Below are 18,881 nucleotides of genomic sequence, written 5' to 3'. Positions count from 1 at the left end.
CTCCGCTATGAGCAGGTTCGTGGACACACTCGTCGCTACCGCCGCGGGTGGCGGTCAGCAGCGGGGCATGGTCACCGGGGAGCCCAAGGAGCCGGTCCGGCGGACGTGGGCGGAAGTCCACGAAGAGGCCAAGCGCCTGGCGGGAGGGCTCGTCGAGCATGGGCTGACGCCGGGCACACCCGTCGCCGTGCTGGCGGCGGCGCCGGCACTCATCGCGCCGACCGTGCAGGGCGTGTGGCTCGCCGGCGGCAGCGTCACCATGCTGCACCAGCCGACCCCGCGCACGGACCTCGCCGTGTGGGCCGAGGACACGGTCAAGGTGCTCACCATGATCGGCGCCGGACTCGTCGTGCTCGGCGAGCCGTTCGACGCGCTCGGGCCGGTGCTCACCGAGCACGGCATCGCGTTCCGGATGATCACCGACCTGCTCGGAGCCGAGCCGCTCGCCGAGCCCGTGCCGATGAGCGAGGACGACCTCGCGCTGCTGCAGCTGACCAGCGGCTCGACCGCGGAGCCCAAGGCCGTCCGGATCACCCACGGCAACCTGTACGTCAACATCAAGGCGATGGTCGACCGGGCGGAGTTCGTGTTCGACGAGGACATCATGGTGTCCTGGCTGCCGACCTTCCACGACATGGGCATGGTCGGCTTCCTGACCGTGCCGATGACCTTCGGCGTCGAGCTGATCAAGATCACCCCGGTCGAGTTCCTGACCGGGCCGCTGATCTGGCCGGAGCTGATCACCAAGTACCACGCGACGACGACGGCCGCGCCCAATTTCGCGTACGCGATCGTCGGCCGCCGCCTGGAGCGAGCCGATGACGGCGCCTACGACCTGTCGACGCTGCGGATCGCGCTGAACGGCGCCGAACCGATCGACGAGACCGCGGTGAAGACGTTCACCGACGCCGGCGCCCGGTTCGACATGCCGGCCGAATGCGTGTTCCCGGCCTACGGCATGGCCGAGGCGACGCTCGCGGTGTCGTTCGCGCCCCTGTTCACCGGGCTGACCCTGGACTACGTCGAGGCGGACGCCCTGGAGGCGGACAACCGGGCGGTGCCGGTGCCCGAAGGCGATTCCCGGCGGGGCACCGACGAGGTGCGGTCGTTCGCGGTGCTGGGGCGGCCGCTGGACGGGCTGGAAGCGCAGATCGTGGACGGCGACGGGAACGTGCTCGGCGAACGCCAGGTCGGCGAGATCCGGCTGCGCGGCGAGGCGGTGACCCCGGGCTACCTCACGGTCGACGGCCCGGTGCCGACGCAGGACGCCGAAGGCTGGCTGGCCACCGGCGACCTCGGGTACCTGGTCGATGGGCAGATCATCATCGCCGGGCGGCAGAAGGACGTCATCATCATGGGCGGCCGCAACATCTACCCGACGGACATCGAGCGGGCCGCGACCTCCGTCGACGGCGTGCGGGCCGGGAACGCGGTGGCCGTCCGGATCGACGCGGGCAGCCGCCGCGAGCGGTTCGCGGTGGTGCTGGAGTCGAAGCTCGCCGGTGACACCGAGGCGGAGCGGGTGCTGATGAAGGAGGTCGCCGCCCGCGTGCACCACGCCGTGGACGTCCGGCCGTTCGCGGTGGTCGTACTTCCGGCCGGCAGCCTGCCGAAAACCCCGTCGGGCAAGGTGAAACGCGCCGCGACGGCGATCCAGTTCGCCGACCGGATCGAGCAAACCGCAGGCGGCTGACGCGAAGTTCGACGTCCGGCACGACGAAGAGCGGGACGCTCGTCCGCGTCCCGCCCCGTCGGCCTCAGGAAGTCTTGGTGTCCAGGGATTCCTGCCGCAGGTGCGGCGACGGCGCGCGGCTGGCCGTCGCCTCCGCGTCGGTGCGTGCGGACGGTAGCGGGTGTGCCTGGCCGAACCGCTGGGCGAGGGTGTCCTCGGCCTTCTCCAGGAAGACGTCGACCTCACGCTCGTCGTAGCCGCGCTTGCCCAGCAGCGGTCTGTTGAACTCGATGTGGTGCACCTCGGCGGCGGTCAGGTCGTCTTCGTCTTCGAGGGTCTTCGCGATCCGCCGGATGAACGCGTCGACCTCCTGCTTGGCGTAGCCGCGTCGCCCGATCGGCGCGTTGCCGAACTCGGCGCGGTACACGTCTTCAGCGGTCAAGGACATGAGGAGCTCCAGTCGGCAGGTGGGGGCGTTTCCCGTATCAGTCCTAGCCGCGGCGCAACGCGCCTGGAAGGTCCAGCGGCGGCATCGAACTCGATGGAGGCAGTCGCGCACGCCTTTGGGTGAAGATCGCTACGCAGCGTGGAACGCGTTCTGGGCCGCTGTCAGCCCTTTGCCGATGAGCGCCTCGACGGCGTCGGCGCAGCGATCGACCTCGAACGGGAGCTCCTTGCGCTCGACCGTCGCGAAGTCCTTGAGCACGAAGTCCGCCGGATCCATCCGCCCGGGCGGCCGGCCGATGCCGAACCGCACCCGGTAGTAGTCCTTCGTGCCGAGCGATTTGGTGATCGACCGCAGGCCGTTGTGCCCGTTGTCGCCGCCGCCGAGCTTCAGCTTGAGCCCACCGAACGGCAGGTCCAGCTCGTCGTGGATGACGACGACACCACTCGGTTCGATCTTGTAGAACTTGGCGGTGCCCGACACCGGCCCGCCGGAGAGGTTCATGAACGAGCGCGGCTTGGCCAGCACGACGCGCCGGTCGGCCAGCCGCCCCTCGAGCACGTCGGCGCCGCCCTTGTGGGCCTTGAACTTGCCGCCGATCCGCGCGGCCAGCTCGTCGAGCACCATGAACCCCACGTTGTGCCGGTTGCCGGCATAGCGGGGCCCGGGGTTGCCGAGGCCGGCGAGCAGCACCTGCTCGCCGGCACCCGGCAGATCAGCCGTCACTCCGCGGCGGCCTCGGCTTCGCCCTCGCCACCGGTGGCCTCGGCGGCGGACTCCTCGGCCTGCGGCTCGTTGATCGCGACGACCAGGGCCTCCGGGTCGGTCAGCAGCGTCGCGCCGGCCGGCAGGGTGACCTGCGAGGCGAGGATCTGGGTGCCGACCTCGGCGCCCTCGATCGAGACCTCGATCTGGTCGGGGATGTGCAGCGCCTCGACCTCGACGGACAGGGTGTCCACACCCTGGTTGACCAGGCCGCCGGGGCCGGGGGTGCCGTTGACGACGAGCGGCACGTCGACGGTGACCTTCTCGCCGCGCTTCACGACGAGCAGGTCCACGTGCTCGATGTAGTTCTTGATCGGGTGCACGGTGATGGTCTTGGTGAGCGCCAGCTCGGTGCTGCTCTCCACATCAAGGGTGAGCACGGCGTTGCTGCCGTTCTCACGCACGACGCGGGCGAACTCGAGCGCCGGCAGCGCGAGATGCCGGGGGTCGGTGCCGTGGCCGTACAGCACGGCGGGGATCTTTCCGGCGCGACGGGTGCGGCGCGCGGCGCCCTTGCCGAACTCGGTGCGCGGCTCGACGGACAGACGTACCTCGGACACGGTCTTGCACTCCTTCAACACGATGGAACTCTGATGCGCGGGGCTCGAGCGGGAGTCTGCGGCGGCGAGCTCGCGGCACGTGGATAGCGCGTGGCTACTCAAGCCGCCGCGTCGATCACGCCGGGCTGGCGCCCGCCTCGCCGAGACAACCTGTTCAGTGTAAGCAACCCATCGCACAGGGGTTGCGGTGGGTCGCTTCGCCAAGTAGGAAACTGGTGAGTCAGGGGGTGTTGGGATGCCGCGTGGGACCGTGAGTGGCTTCCTCATGCTCATCGCGGTCCTCGTCCTGAGTGCGTGCGAGGCCTCGCCACCGGCCCAGCACGCCCAGGATCCCCGCGCCGCGATCGACGCCGCGCTGACAGCACTGTCCGCGGAAACGGCGGTCACCTACGACCTGGCCGGCGGCACGGTCTTCACCGTCACCGGCAAGGGCCTCGCGCAGGGCATGTTGTCGTTGCGGGACCAGCAGGTGAGCGCGTTGCGCGCGGGCGGCGACCTGTACCTGCGGGCGCCCGCCGCGTACTGGCAGGCGCAGGGCATGTCGGCCGACCGCGCCGCGCAGTACGGCACGCGCTGGGCCCGGTCGGTGCTGGCGTTCGACCCCGGCTGGATGCTCGCCCCGGCGACCATCGCGCAGACGCTGCGGACGGCGGTGCAGGGCACCGTCCGCGCCACGCGGACGACCGCGGGCGGGCTCGACGTGTTCGACACCGGTGGCCTGCGGGTGACCACAGAGCCGCCGTACCGGGTGGTCAGTTTCGATTCGTCGTTGCTCGGCGGGGGCTCGACACAGGCCCTGGGCGACGGCAGCGTCGGCGTGCGCGGACTCCGCCCGGCGGAGCTGCCCGCTCTGCGGGATGCGTACAACGGGGCCGTGGACAGCCTCGGCCAGCCGTTCGTGGCCGGGCCCGTGGTCGCCGCGTCGGTCACGGACAACGCGTTGAGCTGCACCGCGAGTGGTGCGTGCACCGACACCGTGCAGGTGTCGAACAAGCTCGTCGGGGACGCGCCCAGGGCTTCGGCGCGGCTGGCGTTGACGTCCTCGGTCTCCTCCAGCCGGCTCGGTGAGCAGAGCTGCGGTCAGGAGGTCGTCGCCGCGCTCGACGAGTCCACGACGATGTCGTGCTCGGTGAAGTTCGCGCTGCCGAAGCTGTCGGGTACGGCGAAGGTGTCCGCGGTGCCGGTGGTGACCGCGGAACCCGTCGCGCGCGTTGATGCGGCCGGGTTCAAGCAGGCGGCCGCGGTCGAATTAGGTCGATGACAGGGGCGAAAGCTTCCATCGCGGGGTCGAAGACCGTGTAGTACGTGAAGCCGAAGCGCTTGCGGCGAGTTTCGATCTCCTCGGCGATCTGCTCCGGTGAACCGGCCAGGATTTGGGGCGCCGCAAGGAGTTCGTCGGCGCCGTACTCGCCGGGGATCCAGCTGTCCAGCTCGGCCCGCGGATCATCGGCCACGACCACCTTCTGGATCAGCATGTTGAACTCCAGCTCGCGCTCGGCCTGCCCGCGCACGAACGCTACGCGGTCGTCCAGCTCCTCGCCGCTGGTCAGGTCGAAGTTGCCGGGTTGTTTGCCGGGCGCCTGCTTCAGCCCCGCGAACCCGATGATGTCGGCCTGTTTCGTGGCGAGCGACAACACGCCGTCGCTGTTGCCCGCGATCAGCAGCGGCGGCATCTCCGGCAGCCGTTCCCGCAGCTCGGCGAGCATGCGCTCGAGGTAGCCGATGCGCGTTTTCGCGGGCCACCACGGCAAACCGGCGTCGTCGAACTCGTGTTTCATGTGCCCGGCGCCGAGCCCGAACTCGAACCGGCCGCCGGTGAGTGTCACCGTCGACTCGATGTCACGCGCCAGCAGCGCGGTGTTGTAGAACGGCGCGTTCAGCACCAGCGGACCGACCTGCGGCCGGCGCGTGGCCGCCGCGGCCGCGACGAGCGCCGGGAAGGGCGCGGGGGCACCGAGATGGTCGGGAATCGTTATGACGTCGTAGCCGAGCTCCTCGGCCCTGCGGCATTTCGCGGCGAACTCGCCGTCGACCGCCCGCAGACTCACTCCGAATCTGAACACCCCGCGAAGCTATCGCCCCCGCGCCCGGCCCGGCACCTGCTTTCGCGCCGGGCGGAAAGATCAGGCGTGGCCGTCGAAGAGGCTGGTGACCGAGCCGTCCTCGAACACCTGCTGGATCGCCTCGCCGAGCAGCGGCGCGATGGACAGCACCGTGAGCCGCGGGAAGCGCTTCTCCTCGGGGATCGGCAGCGAGTTCGTCACGATGACCTCGCGCGCCTTGCAGTTGGACAGCCGCTCGGTCGCCGGGTCGGACAGGATGCCGTGGGTCGAGGCGATGACGACGTCGGCCGCGCCTTCCGTCAGCAGCGCGTCGGTGGCCTTCACGATCGTGCCACCGGTGTCGATCATGTCGTCGACCAGCACGCACAGCTTGCCCTCGACCTGGCCGACGACGCGGTTCGCGACCGCCTGGTTCGGCTTGTCGGGGTCACGGGTCTTGTGGATGAACGCGATCGGCCGGTCACCCAGCTGCTGCGCCCACTTCTCCGCCAGCCGCACACGGCCCGAGTCCGGCGAGACCACCGCGATATCGGCGTCACCGTAGGTGCGCTTGATGTGCTCGGCCAGGATGTTCTGCGCGAACAGGTGGTCCACCGGGCCGTCGAAGAAACCCTGGATCTGCGCGGTGTGCAGGTCGACCGTCATGATCCGGTCGGCGCCCGCGGTCTTGAACAGGTCCGCGATCAGCCGCGCCGAGATCGGCTCGCGGCCCTTGTGCTTCTTGTCCTGCCGTGCGTACGGGTAGAACGGGACGACCACGGTGATCCGCTTCGCGCTCGCCCGCTTGAGCGCGTCCACCATGATCAGCTGCTCCATCACCCACTCGTTGATGGGGTTGGTGTGGCTCTGGATCACGAAGGCGTCCGTACCGCGCACCGACTCCTCGAACCGCACGAACAGCTCGCCGTTGGCGAACGTGTGCGCGGTCTGCGGGGTGATCGTCACGTCGAGGTGCTTGGCCACCTCTTCCGCGAGTTCCCGGTGTGCGCGGCCGGAGAAGAGCATCAGGTTCTTCTTCGGCGTGCCGGACTTAGGACTCATTCGACGACTCCCGCTCGGTTTCGTGGTTCCCGTCAGCGGCGAGGGCGGCTGCCGCCGCCTCCGCCGCAGGTGTGCCCGCCCTTCGCCGGGCCACCCAGCCTTCAATGTTGCGCTGCGGTCCGGTGGAGACCGCGAGTGCCCCCGGTGGGACGTTGCGCCTGATCACCGTGCCCGCGCCGCTGTGCGCGCCGTCGCCGACCTCGACCGGGGCGACGAACGTCGTGTCCGAACCGGTGCGCACGTACGAGCCGACGGTGGTGTGGTGCTTGCGAATCCCGTCGTAGTTGGCGAACACGCTGCCCGCGCCGATATTGCTGTGCTCGCCGATGGTCGCGTCCCCGACGTAGGTCAGGTGCGGCACCTTCGAACCCTTGCCGATGTTCGCCTTCTTCGTCTCGACGAACGTGCCGATCTTGCCCTGCTCGCCCAGCACGGTGCCCGGGCGGAGGTAGGCGAACGGGCCGACGTTCGCGTTCTCACCGATCTCCGACTCCGACCCGTGGGTGCGGATCACGTGCGCGCCGGCACCGATCTTGACGTCGGTGAGCGTGCTGTCCGGGCCGATCACCGCGCCCTCGCCGACCACCGTGCCGCCGTGCAGCTGCACGCCCGGCTCGATCCGGACGTCGCGCGCGAGCGTCACGCCCGCGTCGAGCCACGTCGTGGCCGGGTCGACGACGGTCACGCCGGACAGCTGCCAGCGGCGCACGATCCGGCGGTTGAGTTCGGCGCCGAGCACCGACAGCTGCACCCGGTCGTTGACGCCCTCGGTCAGCCACGGGTCGTCGACGACGAGCGCGCCGACCTTGCGGCCGTCCGCGCACGCGTTGGTGAGCACGTCGGTCAGGTACAGCTCGCCCTGGGAGTTGTCGGTGGACAGCCGGGTCAGGCCCTCGGTCAGCAGGGCCGCGTCGAACGCGTAGACGCCGGAGTTGATCTCGGTGATGTCGAGCTGGTCCTCGGTCGCGTCACGCTGCTCGACGATGCCGCGCACGGCGCCGTCCGGGTCGCGGATGATGCGGCCGTAGCCGGTCGGGTCGTCGAGGACGGCGGTCAGGACCGTGACCACGTTGCCTTCGTCGTGGTGTTCGGCCAGCAGCGCGGCCAGCGTCTCGGTGTCGAGCAGCGGCACGTCGCCGTAGCTGACGAGGACGGTGCCGGTCGGCGCGGCCGGCAGCACGTCCAGCCCGCAGGACACCGCGTGCCCGGTGCCGTGCTGGACCTCCTGGACCGCGGTGGCGATCGGGCGGCCGAGCGTCTTGCCGAGCTCGTCGAGGTGGGCGGCGACCGCTTCGCGGCCGTGCCCGACGACCACCACCAGATGCTCGGGGTCGAGGCCGGCGGCGGCCCGGACCGCGTGGTCGACGAGGGGCCGGCCGGCGATCGGGTGCAGCACTTTCGGGGTGGTCGAACGCATCCGGGTGCCCTCACCCGCGGCGAGGACCAACGTGCTCAGCGAGCCGGTCACGGCACTCCCAAACTGCAGACGGCTGTGTACGTGTACGTGCGGGGCACCGATCCTACGGAAGCTCTTCGAGGCTCGGCGCCGGGTCGGCCTCCGCCCAGCCGGCGGCCGCCTCGCCGGGGATCGCGTTGGCCGTGGCGACCTGGTCGCCGCCACCGCGTTTTGCCTGGTACATCGCGGCATCGGCGCGGGAGAGGACCTGGTCCGCCCGTTCCTGCGGACGCAGTGAAACGAGGCCGACCGAGAGGGTTACCCCGTGCGAGAGGTGATGTGGCAGGGACGACACGGCGTTCACCGCGCGGCCGAGCGCCTGCTTCGCGGCGGAGACCGGCGCGCCGGGCAGCAGCGCGACGAACTCGTCGCCGCCGTACCTGGCAACGATGTCATCACCGCGCAAGGCGTCCCGGAGCGTGCTCGCGACCACCCTGAGCACGTCGTCGCCCTCGGCGTGCGAGTGCTCGTCGTTGACGCCCTTGAACCCGTCGAGGTCGATCAGCGCGACGGCCAGCGGCTGCGCGGTGGTCGACGCCGACAACGTGCGCAGGTGCTCGTCGAGCGCGCGCCGGTTCGGCAGGCCGGTGAGTGGATCCTGCAGCGCCTGCTGGCTGATCGCGCCGTGCTGGGCCGAAAGCCGCTCGTGCTCCCGGCGGGTGTTGAGGGTGGCGATCTGCGACTCGCGCAGCGACCACAGCTCCAGCTCCAGCGACGTGGCGTACTCGATGAACGAGTTGAGCTGCTTGGTTTCCTGGCTTTCCTCGGAGTCCAGCCGGGCCAGCTCGCGCATCAGGTTGAGCCGCATCGAGGGCTGGGAGTTGTCCTCGTCGAGGTGCAGCCGGGTCTTTTGCAGTGCCTGCAACGCCTCGTCGCGACGGCCGCCCACGTACAGGCAGCGGGACAGTGCGATCGCCACCAGGACCTGCTCGTGCGGATAGCCCGGCTCGATGAGCAACCGCTGCAGCCGGTCCGAGTGCGTGGGGTCGGGCTCGGCGAACGCGAGCGCGGCGGCCAGCACGCCGACCTGGTCGACCGCGGCCACCCCGATCCGGCGCGGGAACAGCGATTCGGCGAACGGCGCCTCGACCGCGACGGCCATGGACGCGGCCGTCTCGAACTTCAGCACCGCGTCGCGATGCCGGTCGACCCGTTCCAGCCGCAGCGCCCAGCCGAGCAGCATCTTGATCCGGTTCATCAGCTGCAAAGTGATCTCGTGCGGGCCGGCGGTCTCGCGGATCGCCTGGTGCGCCCGCGCGATGACCTCCTCCGCGGCCTCGTACACGCCGAGCTGGTTGAGCACGAGCCAGCAGTCGATGAACGCGCTGGCCTGGGTCTTCGCCCATTCGCGGCGCGGGATCTGCATGTCCGGGCGGTCGGAGTCGTCGAGGATCGCCAGTGCGCGGGCGATCTCGGTGAGCGCCGCGTCCTCCTGGGCGGCCAGCACCAGCCGGCGCCCGCGCAGCGCGTGGGCGTCGGCGCGGTAGAGCGACAGGCCGTGCCGGCGGGTGTGCGCGAGCATCTCGTCGAGTAGCGGCTCGGACTCGGCGGCGTACCCACGCGTCACGAGCCTGGCGAGCGCGGCGGCGCGCAGCAGCTGCGCGATCAGGATCGGCTCGCCGCGGCGCTGGGTCTCGTCGAGCAGCTCGTCGATCGTGCGCACGATCTCGAGTTGTTCTTCGTGATTCGTGTGCTGTACCGCGGCGATCAGTTCGCGGGCGCGCCCCACCAGCCAGGCGTCGGACAACTCGGCCAGCGCCGGCCTCTTGCTGGTCTCGCTTTCGCCTTGCAGCGGGACACCCCCTCGCTCGTCGGGGTCGGGCACAGCAGCTCCGCCGCCAGGATTCGAACCTGAACTGTCAGAACCAAAATCTGGAGTGCTGCCAATTACACTACGGCGGATCGTGCCTGGTCAGGATAGCGAAACGGGAAAGTGGTTCCAGGCTTGGGGTACGGCGGGCATTTGTGCTCTCCCCAGCCGCCGGAACCTCCTGTACCGTAACTTACGGCATCGTAGGTTAGGTGACCCTTTCCCGGGTCGTTTCCGCAGGAAGAAGTGGTTGCGCATGACGGCTACGCTGGAGCCGACTCCCACCAAAGGTCCAAAACCGCTGATCAACGGGCAGCGCCCGGGCGGCCTTCAGTTCGCGGTGTACGTCGGGGTACTGCTCCCGATCGTCGCGCTCGCGGTAGCCGTGCCCTTCGCCTGGGGATGGGGACTGAGCTGGGTGGATGTCGCGTTGTCCGCGGTGTTCTACTGCCTCAGCGGCCTCGGCATCACCGTCGCCTTCCACCGGTATTTCACGCACGGATCGTTCAAGGCGCAGCGCTGGCTGCGGGTCGCGCTCGCGATTTCGGGCAGCCTTGCCGTGCAGGGGCCGGTGATCACCTGGGTGGCCGATCACCGCAGGCACCACGCGTTCTCCGACCGTGACGGCGACCCGCATTCGCCGTGGGCGTACGGCACTTCGCCGCTGGCGATCGTGAAGGGCTTCTGGCACGCGCACATGGGCTGGCTGTTCGAGCGCGACCAGAGCAACGCGGAGCGGTTCGCGCCGGATCTGCTGAAGGACCCGGCGATCAAGAAGGTCGACCAGTATTTCTGGCTGTGGACCGTGATCACCCTTGTCGCGCCTGGCATTCTCGGCGGGCTCATCTCGTGGTCGTGGTGGGGTTTGGTGACCGGGTTCTTCTGGGCCGGGCTGGTGCGGGTGTGCGTGCTGCACCACGTGACGTGGTCGGTGAACTCGATCTGCCACATGATCGGCGAGCGGCCGTTCAGCGCGCGGGACCGGTCGGCGAACTTCTGGCCGCTGGCGATCCTGTCGTTCGGTGAGTCGTGGCACAACCTGCACCACGCGGACCCGACCTCGGCGCGGCACGGTGTGCAGCGCGGGCAGATCGATATTTCGGCGCGTCTCATCTGGTTGTTCGAGAAGTTCGGCTGGGTGGACAACGTCCGCTGGCCCACGCCGACGCGCCTCGCACGGCTGCGGGCCGAATAGGGGCGGGTAGCCTGCGGCGGTGGCAGGAAGACGACGGGCCAAACGCGATGCGGCGACCGGTGCACGTCCGCCGGTGCCGGTGACACGTGTCCGGATGACCGGCGCGGAACGCCGGCAGCAACTGCTCGACGTGGCCCGCGCGCTGTTCGCGGAAAAGGGTTTCGACGGCACCTCGATCGAAGAGATCGCGAACCGCGCGAACGTCTCCAAGCCCGTCGTGTACGAACATTTCGGTGGCAAGGAAGGGATCTACGCGGTCGTTGTCGACCGGGAGACCCAGGCACTCTTGAATCGCATGGTGTCCACTCTGCACGGTGGGCATCCGAAGGCGATGCTGGAACAGGCTGCCAGTGCATTGCTGGGTTACGTTGAAGAATCGCACGACGGGTTCCGGATCCTGGTCCGGGACTCGCCGGTCGCGAGTTCCAGCGGCACTTTTTCCACGCTGCTGAACGACATCGCGAGCCAGGTCGAGCACATCCTCGGCCAAGAATTCGACGCACGCGGCTACGACGACAAACTGTCGGCGCTCTATGCGCAGGCGCTGGTCGGGATGGTCGCTTTGACCGGCCAATGGTGGCTGGACGCGCGCCGCCCCAAACGGGACGAGGTCGTCGCACACTTGGTGAACCTGGCGTGGAACGGTTTGTCCAACCTGGAACACAAACCAAAACTACGGTTGAACTAGCCCGGGGCCAGAAGCCGGCGAGCACCACCACCACCACAAAACCGCCACCCGGCAACAAAACCCACGACGACAACCACCCACTCCGGAGCCTCCATCCCGATCCCCAGCGCCCTAGCGGTCGCCATGCCGGGTCAAGGCACTCTTTCCCGCCTTGACGCGGTATGGCGACCGTTAGACGATCGCGCGATCGGGGTGGTGGCGGGGCGCGGGGTGGCTTGGGAGTCTCTACGGCGAACTTGCACCGTGAGGGTCGAAAGACAAAAGAAAAAGATCAAAAGATGCCTCGCCGGCGGGCAGGCTCCAGGATGAGGGGGCCAGGGGATCTCACCTTGGGTGGGTGGTTGAGTTGGGTGGTCATCCCGTCGCCTGCGGTTTTCATTTATCACTTTTCCTCAGGGCCGCAAGCTTTGGTCTTTCGGCTGCGCGCCGTGCAGGGATGTTGCGGCCCTGACGAAAAGTGATCGTTCCTGTTTCAGGCGACGGGATGACCACCCAACTCGGCCCGTGGCCTTTCACGCCTGCGGCGTGATGCGTAGGACCTTGTCGTCGTTGCCGTCTGAGGTGGTTACGTATAGGGCGCCGTCTGGGCCTGTTCTTGCTGCACGCAATCGTCCGTAGGTGTCGTCGAATTCTGCTGGCAGGGTTACGTCTGTGACGGTTCCTGTTTGGTCGAGGCTGAACAGCAGCATCTTCTGGCCCTTCAGCGCCACGACTGCCAACCGACCTTCGAGTGGGCCCCATTGTGAGCCTGTGAGGAAAGCAGCGCCGCAGATGGCTTCTGTGATGTGGCCGGACGTCCACAGTGCATTGACGGCGCCCGGGAAGCGCGTCGTGTCGGTCATGGGGACGCTTTCGTCGTACGAGGAGTCCGTGCCGCCCTTCGACGGGTCCCATCCATAGTTTCCGCCCGCGCGGATCAGGTTGATCTCGTCGTCGAATGTGGGGCCGTGCTCCGCCGTGAACACCTGGCCCGTGCCCGGCCGGACCGCGATTCCCTGCACGTTCCGGTGTCCATAGCTGAGGATTCGCTGCTCGTTCGGGTCCGCCGACGAGATGAACGGGTTGTCCGGCAGGGGTGCGCCCGTGTGCAGGTCGATCCGCAACACTTTTCCGCCCAGCTGGTGCCGGTCCTGCGAGATCGTCGACCGTGCGGTGTCCCCGGTGCCGACCAGCAGTGCACCGTCGGCGCCGATTACCGGGCGGCAGCCGGAATGCCGGCCGCTCGGGTTCAGAGGCAGGCCCGTCAGCAGGTTTCGCACCCGCGTCGCGGCGCGGTCGTCGGGTGACAGGGTCCAGGTGGTCAGCCGGATGTCGACCGGCCGGCCGCCTTCCTGGTGCGTGTGGCACACCGTGAACTGGCGGCTCTGCGCGAAGTCCGGATGCACAACCAGGCCCATCAAGCCACCCTCACCCTGGGCGTACACATCCGACAGATCCGCGTTCACATCGTGCGCGCCGGACGAATCCACCAGTGACAGCCGCCCGGGACGCTGCGTCACGAGCAGGTTCCCGTCCGGCAGGAAACCGACATCCCAGCCGTGCTCGAGCCCGCGGGCGAGGACGTCGACGTGCAGGTTCGTCTGCTGGGGTGGAACCTGGACCGCCGACGGCGAACCCGTGCAGGCGGTCAGAAGCAGGGCGAACAGGACGATTCCGATTCGGCGCATGCCGTCATTGTGGCCCGGCGAGCGCCGCCGCGGTGGCGTGATCGGCGGGAAGAAAGGTTTCCAGCCGCAGTTCGGAAATCGTGACATCGACGGCTGTCGCGAAAGTGGTGATCGCGCTGATCAGCTGGAGTTCACCGAGCCGCGAGCACAACCGCAACGGGACGGCGAAACCGAGATGCTCCGGGCCCGGGCTCAGCGGCCGCGGCAGGTAGTTCGTCAGTTCCGCCAGCATCGAGACGTGCCGGTCGTGCGGCGCGCGGGCCTGCTCCTGGCGTGGTCGTTCCAGCACGTGCTGTGCCCAGTCGTCGAAGTTCACGATCCGCGGCGCCATTCCGCGTGGATGCAACGCCATCCGCAGCGTGTTGACCGGCGGTTCGAGCAGCTCGGGTGCGACACCTTCGGTGAGGATGTCCAGCGCGCCGTTCGCCGCGACCAGATCACTGAACCGGTCGACGACGATCGCCGGATACGGGTAATGCGCCTCCAACAGCCGCCGCAGGCTGTCCAGCACCGGTTTCAGTTCGGGGTCTTCCAGCCGCGTTTCCGGGTAGCTCGGCGCGTACCCGGCGGCGAGCAGCAACGCGTTCCGCTCCCGCAGCGGCAGTTGCAGCGACTCCGCCACCCGCACGACCATCCCGCGCCCCGGCGTCGACCGGCCGCTCTCCATGAAGCTCACATGCCGCTGCGTCGTCCCCGCCCGCACCGCGAGTTCGAGCTGCGACAACCGCCGCCGTCCACGCCATTCGCGTAGCGCACCGCCGAAACCGCTCACGTGCCATTCCCTCCAGGGAATTGAGCGTATACCCCGCCGCGACAACGGTTGAGCCATGAAATTCGGACTACTCCTGCCCTCGGGGCAAGCCCAGCTGCAGGCCGGCGGCTCCGCCCGCGCGCTCGTGGAAACCGCCGTGCGGCTGGAAGAACTCGGCTTCGACTCGGTGTGGGTCGGTGATTCGCTGGTCCGCGCCCGGATCGAACCCCTCACCCTGCTGACCGCCATCGCGCAGGCGACCGAGCGGATCACGCTCGGCACCGCCGTGCTGATCCCGGCCCACCGTCACCCCGCGCAGGCCGCGCTGACCATCACCTCGCTCGACCTGCTGTCGGAAGGGCGGCTCGTACTCGGCGTCGGCGCGGGTTTTCCCGGTTTCAGCGAGCAGGAGTTCGACCTCGTCGGCGTGCGGTTCAAGACCCGGTTCTCGCACCTCGACGACACCGTCACGCTGTGGCGCCAGTTGTGGACCGGCAACCCGGAGTCGTTCCACGGCAAGGTTCTCCACTACGACTGGCTCCCCGAAGTACCCCGCCCCGCGCGGCCCGGCGGCCCGCCGGTGTGGCTCGCCGGGATCACCCCGGCCGCACTGGACCGCACCGCCCGGCTCTACGACGGCTGGCTGCCGTACCCGCCGAACCCGGCCGAATACGCGAGCGCGCTCGCCACGATCCGCGGGACCACCGACCGCCCCGTCACGCCGGCCCTCTTCGCGACCGTGTACCTCGAAGACGATGTCGAGCGCGGCACAGCGGCACTCGACGCGTACTGCCGGGCCACCTACCGGCAACCGCTCGACGTCATCGGCCGGATCCAGGTGATGCTCACCGGGCCGGACATTTTCGCTCAGCTGAGCCGGTTCACCGACGCCGAGCACGTCCTGCTGCGGATAGCCGCGGTCGACCCCGCTGCCTTCGCCGGACAGCTGGAAAAGCTGGTGGACGTCCTGCCGTACGCTGGTTAGCGAGAGCCTGTGCCCCGTCTCGTCCTGGGCAGAGGTGTGTCCGCATGTCTGCACAGGGGAGATGTTCGTGACAGACGGGGTGTTGTCCGGTCTGCTGTCCTCCGTCCTCGCCGACCCCGCGCTGCGTGGCGTCCTCGAGCGGGCCGGTTCACCGTTGCTCGACCTCCAGGGCCCGACGGCCGCCCGCCAGCTCGTCGTCGCCGCGCTCGCGGCGGACGAGGGCGGCGGCCGGCCGGTGCTGGCCGTGACCGCGACCGGCCGCGAGTCCGACGAGCTGACGGCGGCGCTGGCCTCGCTGATCGGCGGGGACAAGGTCGCCGACTTCCCGTCCTGGGAGACGCTGCCGCACGAGCGGCTGTCCCCGCGTGCGGACACGGTCGGGCGGCGGCTCGACGTGCTGCACCGGCTGCGCGGCGGCGACGCGCCGCGGGTCGTGGTCGCGACCGTGCGCAGCCTGATCCAGCCGATGGCGCCCGGACTCGGCGCGCTGAAACCGATCGACCTGGTCGTCGGCGAGGAGAACGACTTCGAAGGCGTGCTGGACCGCCTCGTCGTGCTCGCGTACACGCGCGTGGACATGGTCGAGAAGCGCGGCGAGTTCGCGGTGCGCGGCGGCATCCTCGACGTGTTCCCGCCGACCGCTGATCATCCGTACCGCGTCGAGTTCTGGGGTGACGAGGTCAGCGAGATCCGCGCGTTCGCGGTGTCGGACCAGCGGTCGCTGCCGGGCGAAATCCAGGCCGTGCACGCGCCGCCGTGCCGCGAACTGCTGCTCACGCCGGAGGTCAAAGCCCGCGCGGGCGAGCTGGCCGAGCAGTACGCGGCGGACGCGCAGCTGGCCGAGATGCTCACCAAGCTGGCCGGCGGTATCCCGTCGGAAGGCATGGAGGCGCTCATTCCCGTGCTGTGCGAGGGCGAGCTGGAGCTGCTGACCGATGCGATGCCCGAGGGTACGCACGTGCTGCTCGCCGACCCGGAGAAGATCCGCGCGCGTGCGCACGACCTCGTGCGCACGGGTCAGGAGTTCCTCGAAGCGTCGTGGCTGGCCGCGGCCGGCGGCGGCCAGGCGCCGATCGATCTCGGCGCGTCCGCGTACCGCGATCTCACCGAGGTGGCCGCGCATGCCGGCGCGACCGACCGTCCATGGTGGACGCTTTCGCAGCTGACGAGCGAGGACGTCTATCAGGTCGCGGTCGAGCCCGCGCCGGCGTATCGCGGTGACCTGGAGCGCGCGATCGCGGACCTGCGGGCGCATCTCGCTTCCCAGGGCACCGGTGTGCTCGTCGTGGCGGGACACGGCACGGCGAGCCGCGCGGTCGAGCAACTGTCGAGCGCCGACGTGGCCGCGACGCTCGCGGAGGACGGGCTGGTCAAGGAGCCCGCACCCGGTGTGGTCACCGTCGTGTGCGGCGGGCTGACCGAGGGTTTCAGCGCGCCGGAGCTGGGTCTGGTCGTGCTCACCGAGGCGGACCTCACCGGTCGCGGCGCGACCGCAGGATCGTCCACAAAGGACCTCGGCACGAAGATGCCGTCCCGGCGGCGCAACGCGGTCGACCCGCTCGCGCTCAAGACGGGCGACTACGTCGTGCACGACCAGCACGGCATCGGACGCTTCGTGGAAATGGTGCAGCGCACCATTTCCGGCGCCACCCGCGAGTACCTCGTGCTGGAGTACGCGTCGTCGAAACGCGGCCAGCCGGGCGACCGGTTGTACGTGCCGACCGACCAGCTCGACGAGGTCTCGCGGTACGTCGGCGGCGAACTGCCCGCGCTGAACAAGCTCGGCGGGTCGGACTGGAAGAACACGAAAGCCAAGGCGCGCAAGGCGGTCAAGGAGATCGCGGCCGAGCTGGTGCAGCTCTACGCCGCCCGCCAGGCCGCGCCAGGGCACGTGTTCGGCGCGGACACGCCGTGGCAGCGCGAGCTGGAGGACGCGTTCCCGTTCGTCGAGACCAACGACCAGCTCGCCGCGATCGACGAGGTCAAGGCGGACATGGAGCGCGGGGTGCCGATGGACCGCGTGATCTGCGGTGACGTCGGCTACGGCAAGACCGAGATCGCGGTGCGCGCGGCGTTCAAGGCGGTGCAGGACGGGAAGCAGGTCGCGGTGCTGGTGCCCACGACGCTGCTCGCCCAGCAGCACCTGAACACGTTCGGCGAGCGCATGCAGTCGTTCCCGGTGACGATCAAGGGCCTGTCGCGGTTCACCGACAAGTCCGAAGTGGACGGTGTGCTGGCCGGGCTCGCCGACGGCGAGGTGGACATCGTCATCGGCACGCACCGGTTGCTGCAAACCGGTGTGCGGTACAAGGATCTCGGCCTCGTCATCGTCGACGAGGAGCAGCGGTTCGGCGTGGAACACAAGGAACACATCAAGGCGCTGCGCACGCACGTCGATGTGCTGACCATGTCCGCGACGCCGATCCCGCGGACGCTGGAGATGTCGCTCGCGGGCATCCGCGAGATGTCGACGATCCTGACGCCCCCGGAGGACCGGCACCCGATCCTGACCTACGTCGGCGCGTACGACGACAAGCAGGTGGGCGCCGCGATCCGGCGTGAGCTGCTGCGCGACGGCCAGGTTTTCTACGTGCACAACAGGGTTTCCTCGATCGAGAAGGCCGCGCGGCGGTTGCGTGAGTTGGTGCCGGACGCGCGGGTCGTGACGGCGCACGGGCAGATGAACGAGGAGAAGCTGGAGAAGATCATCCAGGGTTTCTGGGAGCGCGAGTACGACGTGCTCGTCTCCACGACGATCGTCGAGACCGGGCTCGACATCTCGAATGCCAACACGCTCATCGTCGAACGCGGTGACCTGCTGGGTTTGGCTCAGCTGCACCAGTTGCGCGGCCGGGTCGGCCGCGGCCGTGAGCGCGGGTACGCGTACTTCCTGTACCCGGGCGAATCCCCGTTGACGGAAACCGCGCACGACCGGCTCGCGACGATCGCGCAGAACACCGAACTGGGCGCGGGCATGGCGGTCGCGATGAAGGACCTGGAAATCCGTGGCGCCGGGAACATCCTCGGCGCGGAACAATCGGGTCACATCGCGGGCGTCGGATTCGATTTGTACGTGCGCCTGGTCGGCGAGGCGGTGGACGTGTTCCGCCGCAGCGCGGGCGCCGAGCCGATCGAGGACGAGGAACTCGGCGAGGTGCGGGTGGACCTCCCGATCGACGCCCACATCCCGCACGACTACGTGCCGGGTGAGCGGCTGCGTCTGGAGGCGTACCGGAAGATCGCGGCCGCGCCGGACTCGGAGGCACTGGCGGCGGTCGAAGAGGAGCTCATCGACCGCTACGGCCAGCCGCCCGCGCCGGTGCACCGGCTGCTGGCGGTCGCGCGGTTCCGGCACGCCTGCCGCGCGGCGGGGGTGACCGAAGTGACCATGCAGGGCAACACGATCCGCTTCGCACCGTTACCGCTGGCGGACTCGAAGCAGATCCGGCTGAAGCGCCTGTACCCGAAGGCGATGTTCAAGGCCGTGACGAACACGGTTTCGGTGCCCAAGCCGACGGAAGGCCCGGCAGGCGGGCGGATCGGCGCACCCCCGCTGCGGGACGAAGCCTTGCTGGAGTGGTGCCAGAAGTTGCTGACGAACCTCACCAAGGAACCAGCCCCCGTCGGCTGACCCCGGGCGAGTCCGACGCTCGGGATCGTGAGTTCTACATTCGGGACTCGCGAGTGTCGAACTCACCGTCGTGAGCGTCGGACACAGCGTCTTTAATGTCGGACACGCCGGGGTCCCGAAAGTGGCGGGGCTGTGAGAGGGTACGCGTGTGA

The 18,881-nt window shown here is 69.2% G+C and carries 15 protein-coding genes and 1 tRNA gene; 6 read left to right on the top strand and 10 right to left on the bottom strand.

The window, feature by feature from the left end; translation table 11 throughout:
• The first annotated feature begins 7 nt into the window (after positions 1-7).
• A complete protein-coding gene (locus LOZ83_RS07095; protein ID WP_236789367.1) occupies positions 8-1,693 on the top strand; it encodes a fatty acyl-AMP ligase in 1,686 nt (561 codons plus the stop codon).
• A gap of 64 nt (positions 1,694-1,757) precedes the next feature.
• Here the strand turns inward: LOZ83_RS07095 and LOZ83_RS07090 are convergent, their stop codons facing one another.
• From LOZ83_RS07090 to LOZ83_RS07080, 3 genes are all read right to left on the bottom strand, one after another.
• Positions 1,758-2,120: a DivIVA domain-containing protein gene (locus LOZ83_RS07090; RefSeq protein ID WP_236789366.1), complete on the bottom strand. Its 363-nt coding sequence runs from the start codon at positions 2,118-2,120 to the stop codon at positions 1,758-1,760.
• Positions 2,121-2,249: 129 nt separating this feature from the next.
• Entirely contained in the window at positions 2,250-2,843 is a 594-nt protein-coding gene (gene pth / locus LOZ83_RS07085) for an aminoacyl-tRNA hydrolase (RefSeq protein ID WP_236789365.1), read from the bottom strand.
• Positions 2,840-3,442 carry a 50S ribosomal protein L25/general stress protein Ctc gene (locus tag LOZ83_RS07080; RefSeq protein WP_236789364.1) on the bottom strand — a complete coding sequence of 201 codons (603 nt, stop codon included), beginning with the start codon at positions 3,440-3,442 and terminating at the stop codon, positions 2,840-2,842. Before LOZ83_RS07080 ends, pth begins: the two co-directional genes overlap by 4 nt.
• Before the next feature lie 235 nt (positions 3,443-3,677).
• Here LOZ83_RS07080 and LOZ83_RS07075 point away from each other — a divergent pair, with 235 nt between their 5' ends.
• Positions 3,678-4,703: a hypothetical protein gene (locus LOZ83_RS07075; protein ID WP_236789363.1), complete on the top strand. Its 1,026-nt coding sequence runs from the start codon at positions 3,678-3,680 to the stop codon at positions 4,701-4,703.
• Here the strand turns inward: LOZ83_RS07075 and LOZ83_RS07070 are convergent.
• The 5 genes from LOZ83_RS07070 to LOZ83_RS07050 form a co-directional block, all read right to left on the bottom strand.
• Positions 4,669-5,505 carry a TIGR03621 family F420-dependent LLM class oxidoreductase gene (locus LOZ83_RS07070; protein ID WP_236789362.1) on the bottom strand — a complete coding sequence of 279 codons (837 nt, stop codon included), beginning with the start codon at positions 5,503-5,505 and terminating at the stop codon, positions 4,669-4,671. The genes LOZ83_RS07075 and LOZ83_RS07070 overlap by 35 nt on opposite strands.
• Before the next feature lie 60 nt (positions 5,506-5,565).
• Positions 5,566-6,546, bottom strand: a complete 981-nt coding sequence (locus LOZ83_RS07065; protein WP_236789361.1) for a ribose-phosphate diphosphokinase — start codon at positions 6,544-6,546, stop codon at positions 5,566-5,568.
• Entirely contained in the window at positions 6,536-8,014 is a 1,479-nt protein-coding gene (gene glmU, locus LOZ83_RS07060) for a bifunctional UDP-N-acetylglucosamine diphosphorylase/glucosamine-1-phosphate N-acetyltransferase GlmU (RefSeq protein ID WP_236789360.1), read from the bottom strand. Before glmU ends, LOZ83_RS07065 begins: the two co-directional genes overlap by 11 nt.
• Before the next feature lie 52 nt (positions 8,015-8,066).
• Positions 8,067-9,827 carry a diguanylate cyclase domain-containing protein gene (locus tag LOZ83_RS07055; protein ID WP_374202630.1) on the bottom strand — a complete coding sequence of 587 codons (1,761 nt, stop codon included), beginning with the start codon at positions 9,825-9,827 and terminating at the stop codon, positions 8,067-8,069.
• A gap of 5 nt (positions 9,828-9,832) precedes the next feature.
• Positions 9,833-9,904 (bottom strand) — tRNA-Gln (locus LOZ83_RS07050).
• Positions 9,905-10,068: 164 nt separating this feature from the next.
• Between LOZ83_RS07050 and LOZ83_RS07045 the strand changes: the two genes are divergently transcribed.
• Together LOZ83_RS07045 and LOZ83_RS07040 are read left to right on the top strand one after the other, a co-directional pair.
• Positions 10,069-11,007, top strand: a complete 939-nt coding sequence (locus tag LOZ83_RS07045; RefSeq protein WP_236789359.1) for a fatty acid desaturase — start codon at positions 10,069-10,071, stop codon at positions 11,005-11,007.
• Between the two features lie 94 nt (positions 11,008-11,101).
• Positions 11,102-11,695, top strand: coding sequence for a TetR/AcrR family transcriptional regulator (locus tag LOZ83_RS07040; RefSeq protein ID WP_236789472.1), 594 nt, complete (start codon positions 11,102-11,104; stop codon positions 11,693-11,695).
• Between the two features lie 512 nt (positions 11,696-12,207).
• On the opposite strand, the gene LOZ83_RS07035 is transcribed toward LOZ83_RS07040, so the two are convergent.
• A complete protein-coding gene (locus LOZ83_RS07035) occupies positions 12,208-13,362 on the bottom strand; it encodes a sorbosone dehydrogenase family protein (protein WP_236789358.1) in 1,155 nt (384 codons plus the stop codon).
• Between the two features lie 4 nt (positions 13,363-13,366).
• A complete protein-coding gene (locus LOZ83_RS07030; protein WP_236789357.1) occupies positions 13,367-14,134 on the bottom strand; it encodes a helix-turn-helix domain-containing protein in 768 nt (255 codons plus the stop codon).
• A gap of 55 nt (positions 14,135-14,189) precedes the next feature.
• On the opposite strand from LOZ83_RS07030, the gene LOZ83_RS07025 reads away from it, so the two are divergent.
• Complete coding sequence (locus LOZ83_RS07025) at positions 14,190-15,098, top strand: LLM class flavin-dependent oxidoreductase (RefSeq protein ID WP_236789356.1); 909 nt, start codon at positions 14,190-14,192, stop codon at positions 15,096-15,098.
• Positions 15,099-15,180: 82 nt separating this feature from the next.
• On the top strand, positions 15,181-18,729 hold the full coding sequence (gene mfd / locus LOZ83_RS07020) for a transcription-repair coupling factor (protein WP_374202640.1): 3,549 nt from the start codon (positions 15,181-15,183) through the stop codon (positions 18,727-18,729).
• Positions 18,730-18,881 lie beyond the last annotated feature (152 nt).

The sequence above is a fragment of the Amycolatopsis sp. GM8 genome (genome assembly GCF_021653975.1).
In the GTDB taxonomy this organism is placed as follows: Bacteria; Actinomycetota; Actinomycetes; order Mycobacteriales; family Pseudonocardiaceae; genus Amycolatopsis_E.
The sequence above is the reverse complement of the archived record's forward strand: the minus strand, read 5'-3'. Positions and strand labels throughout refer to the sequence as shown.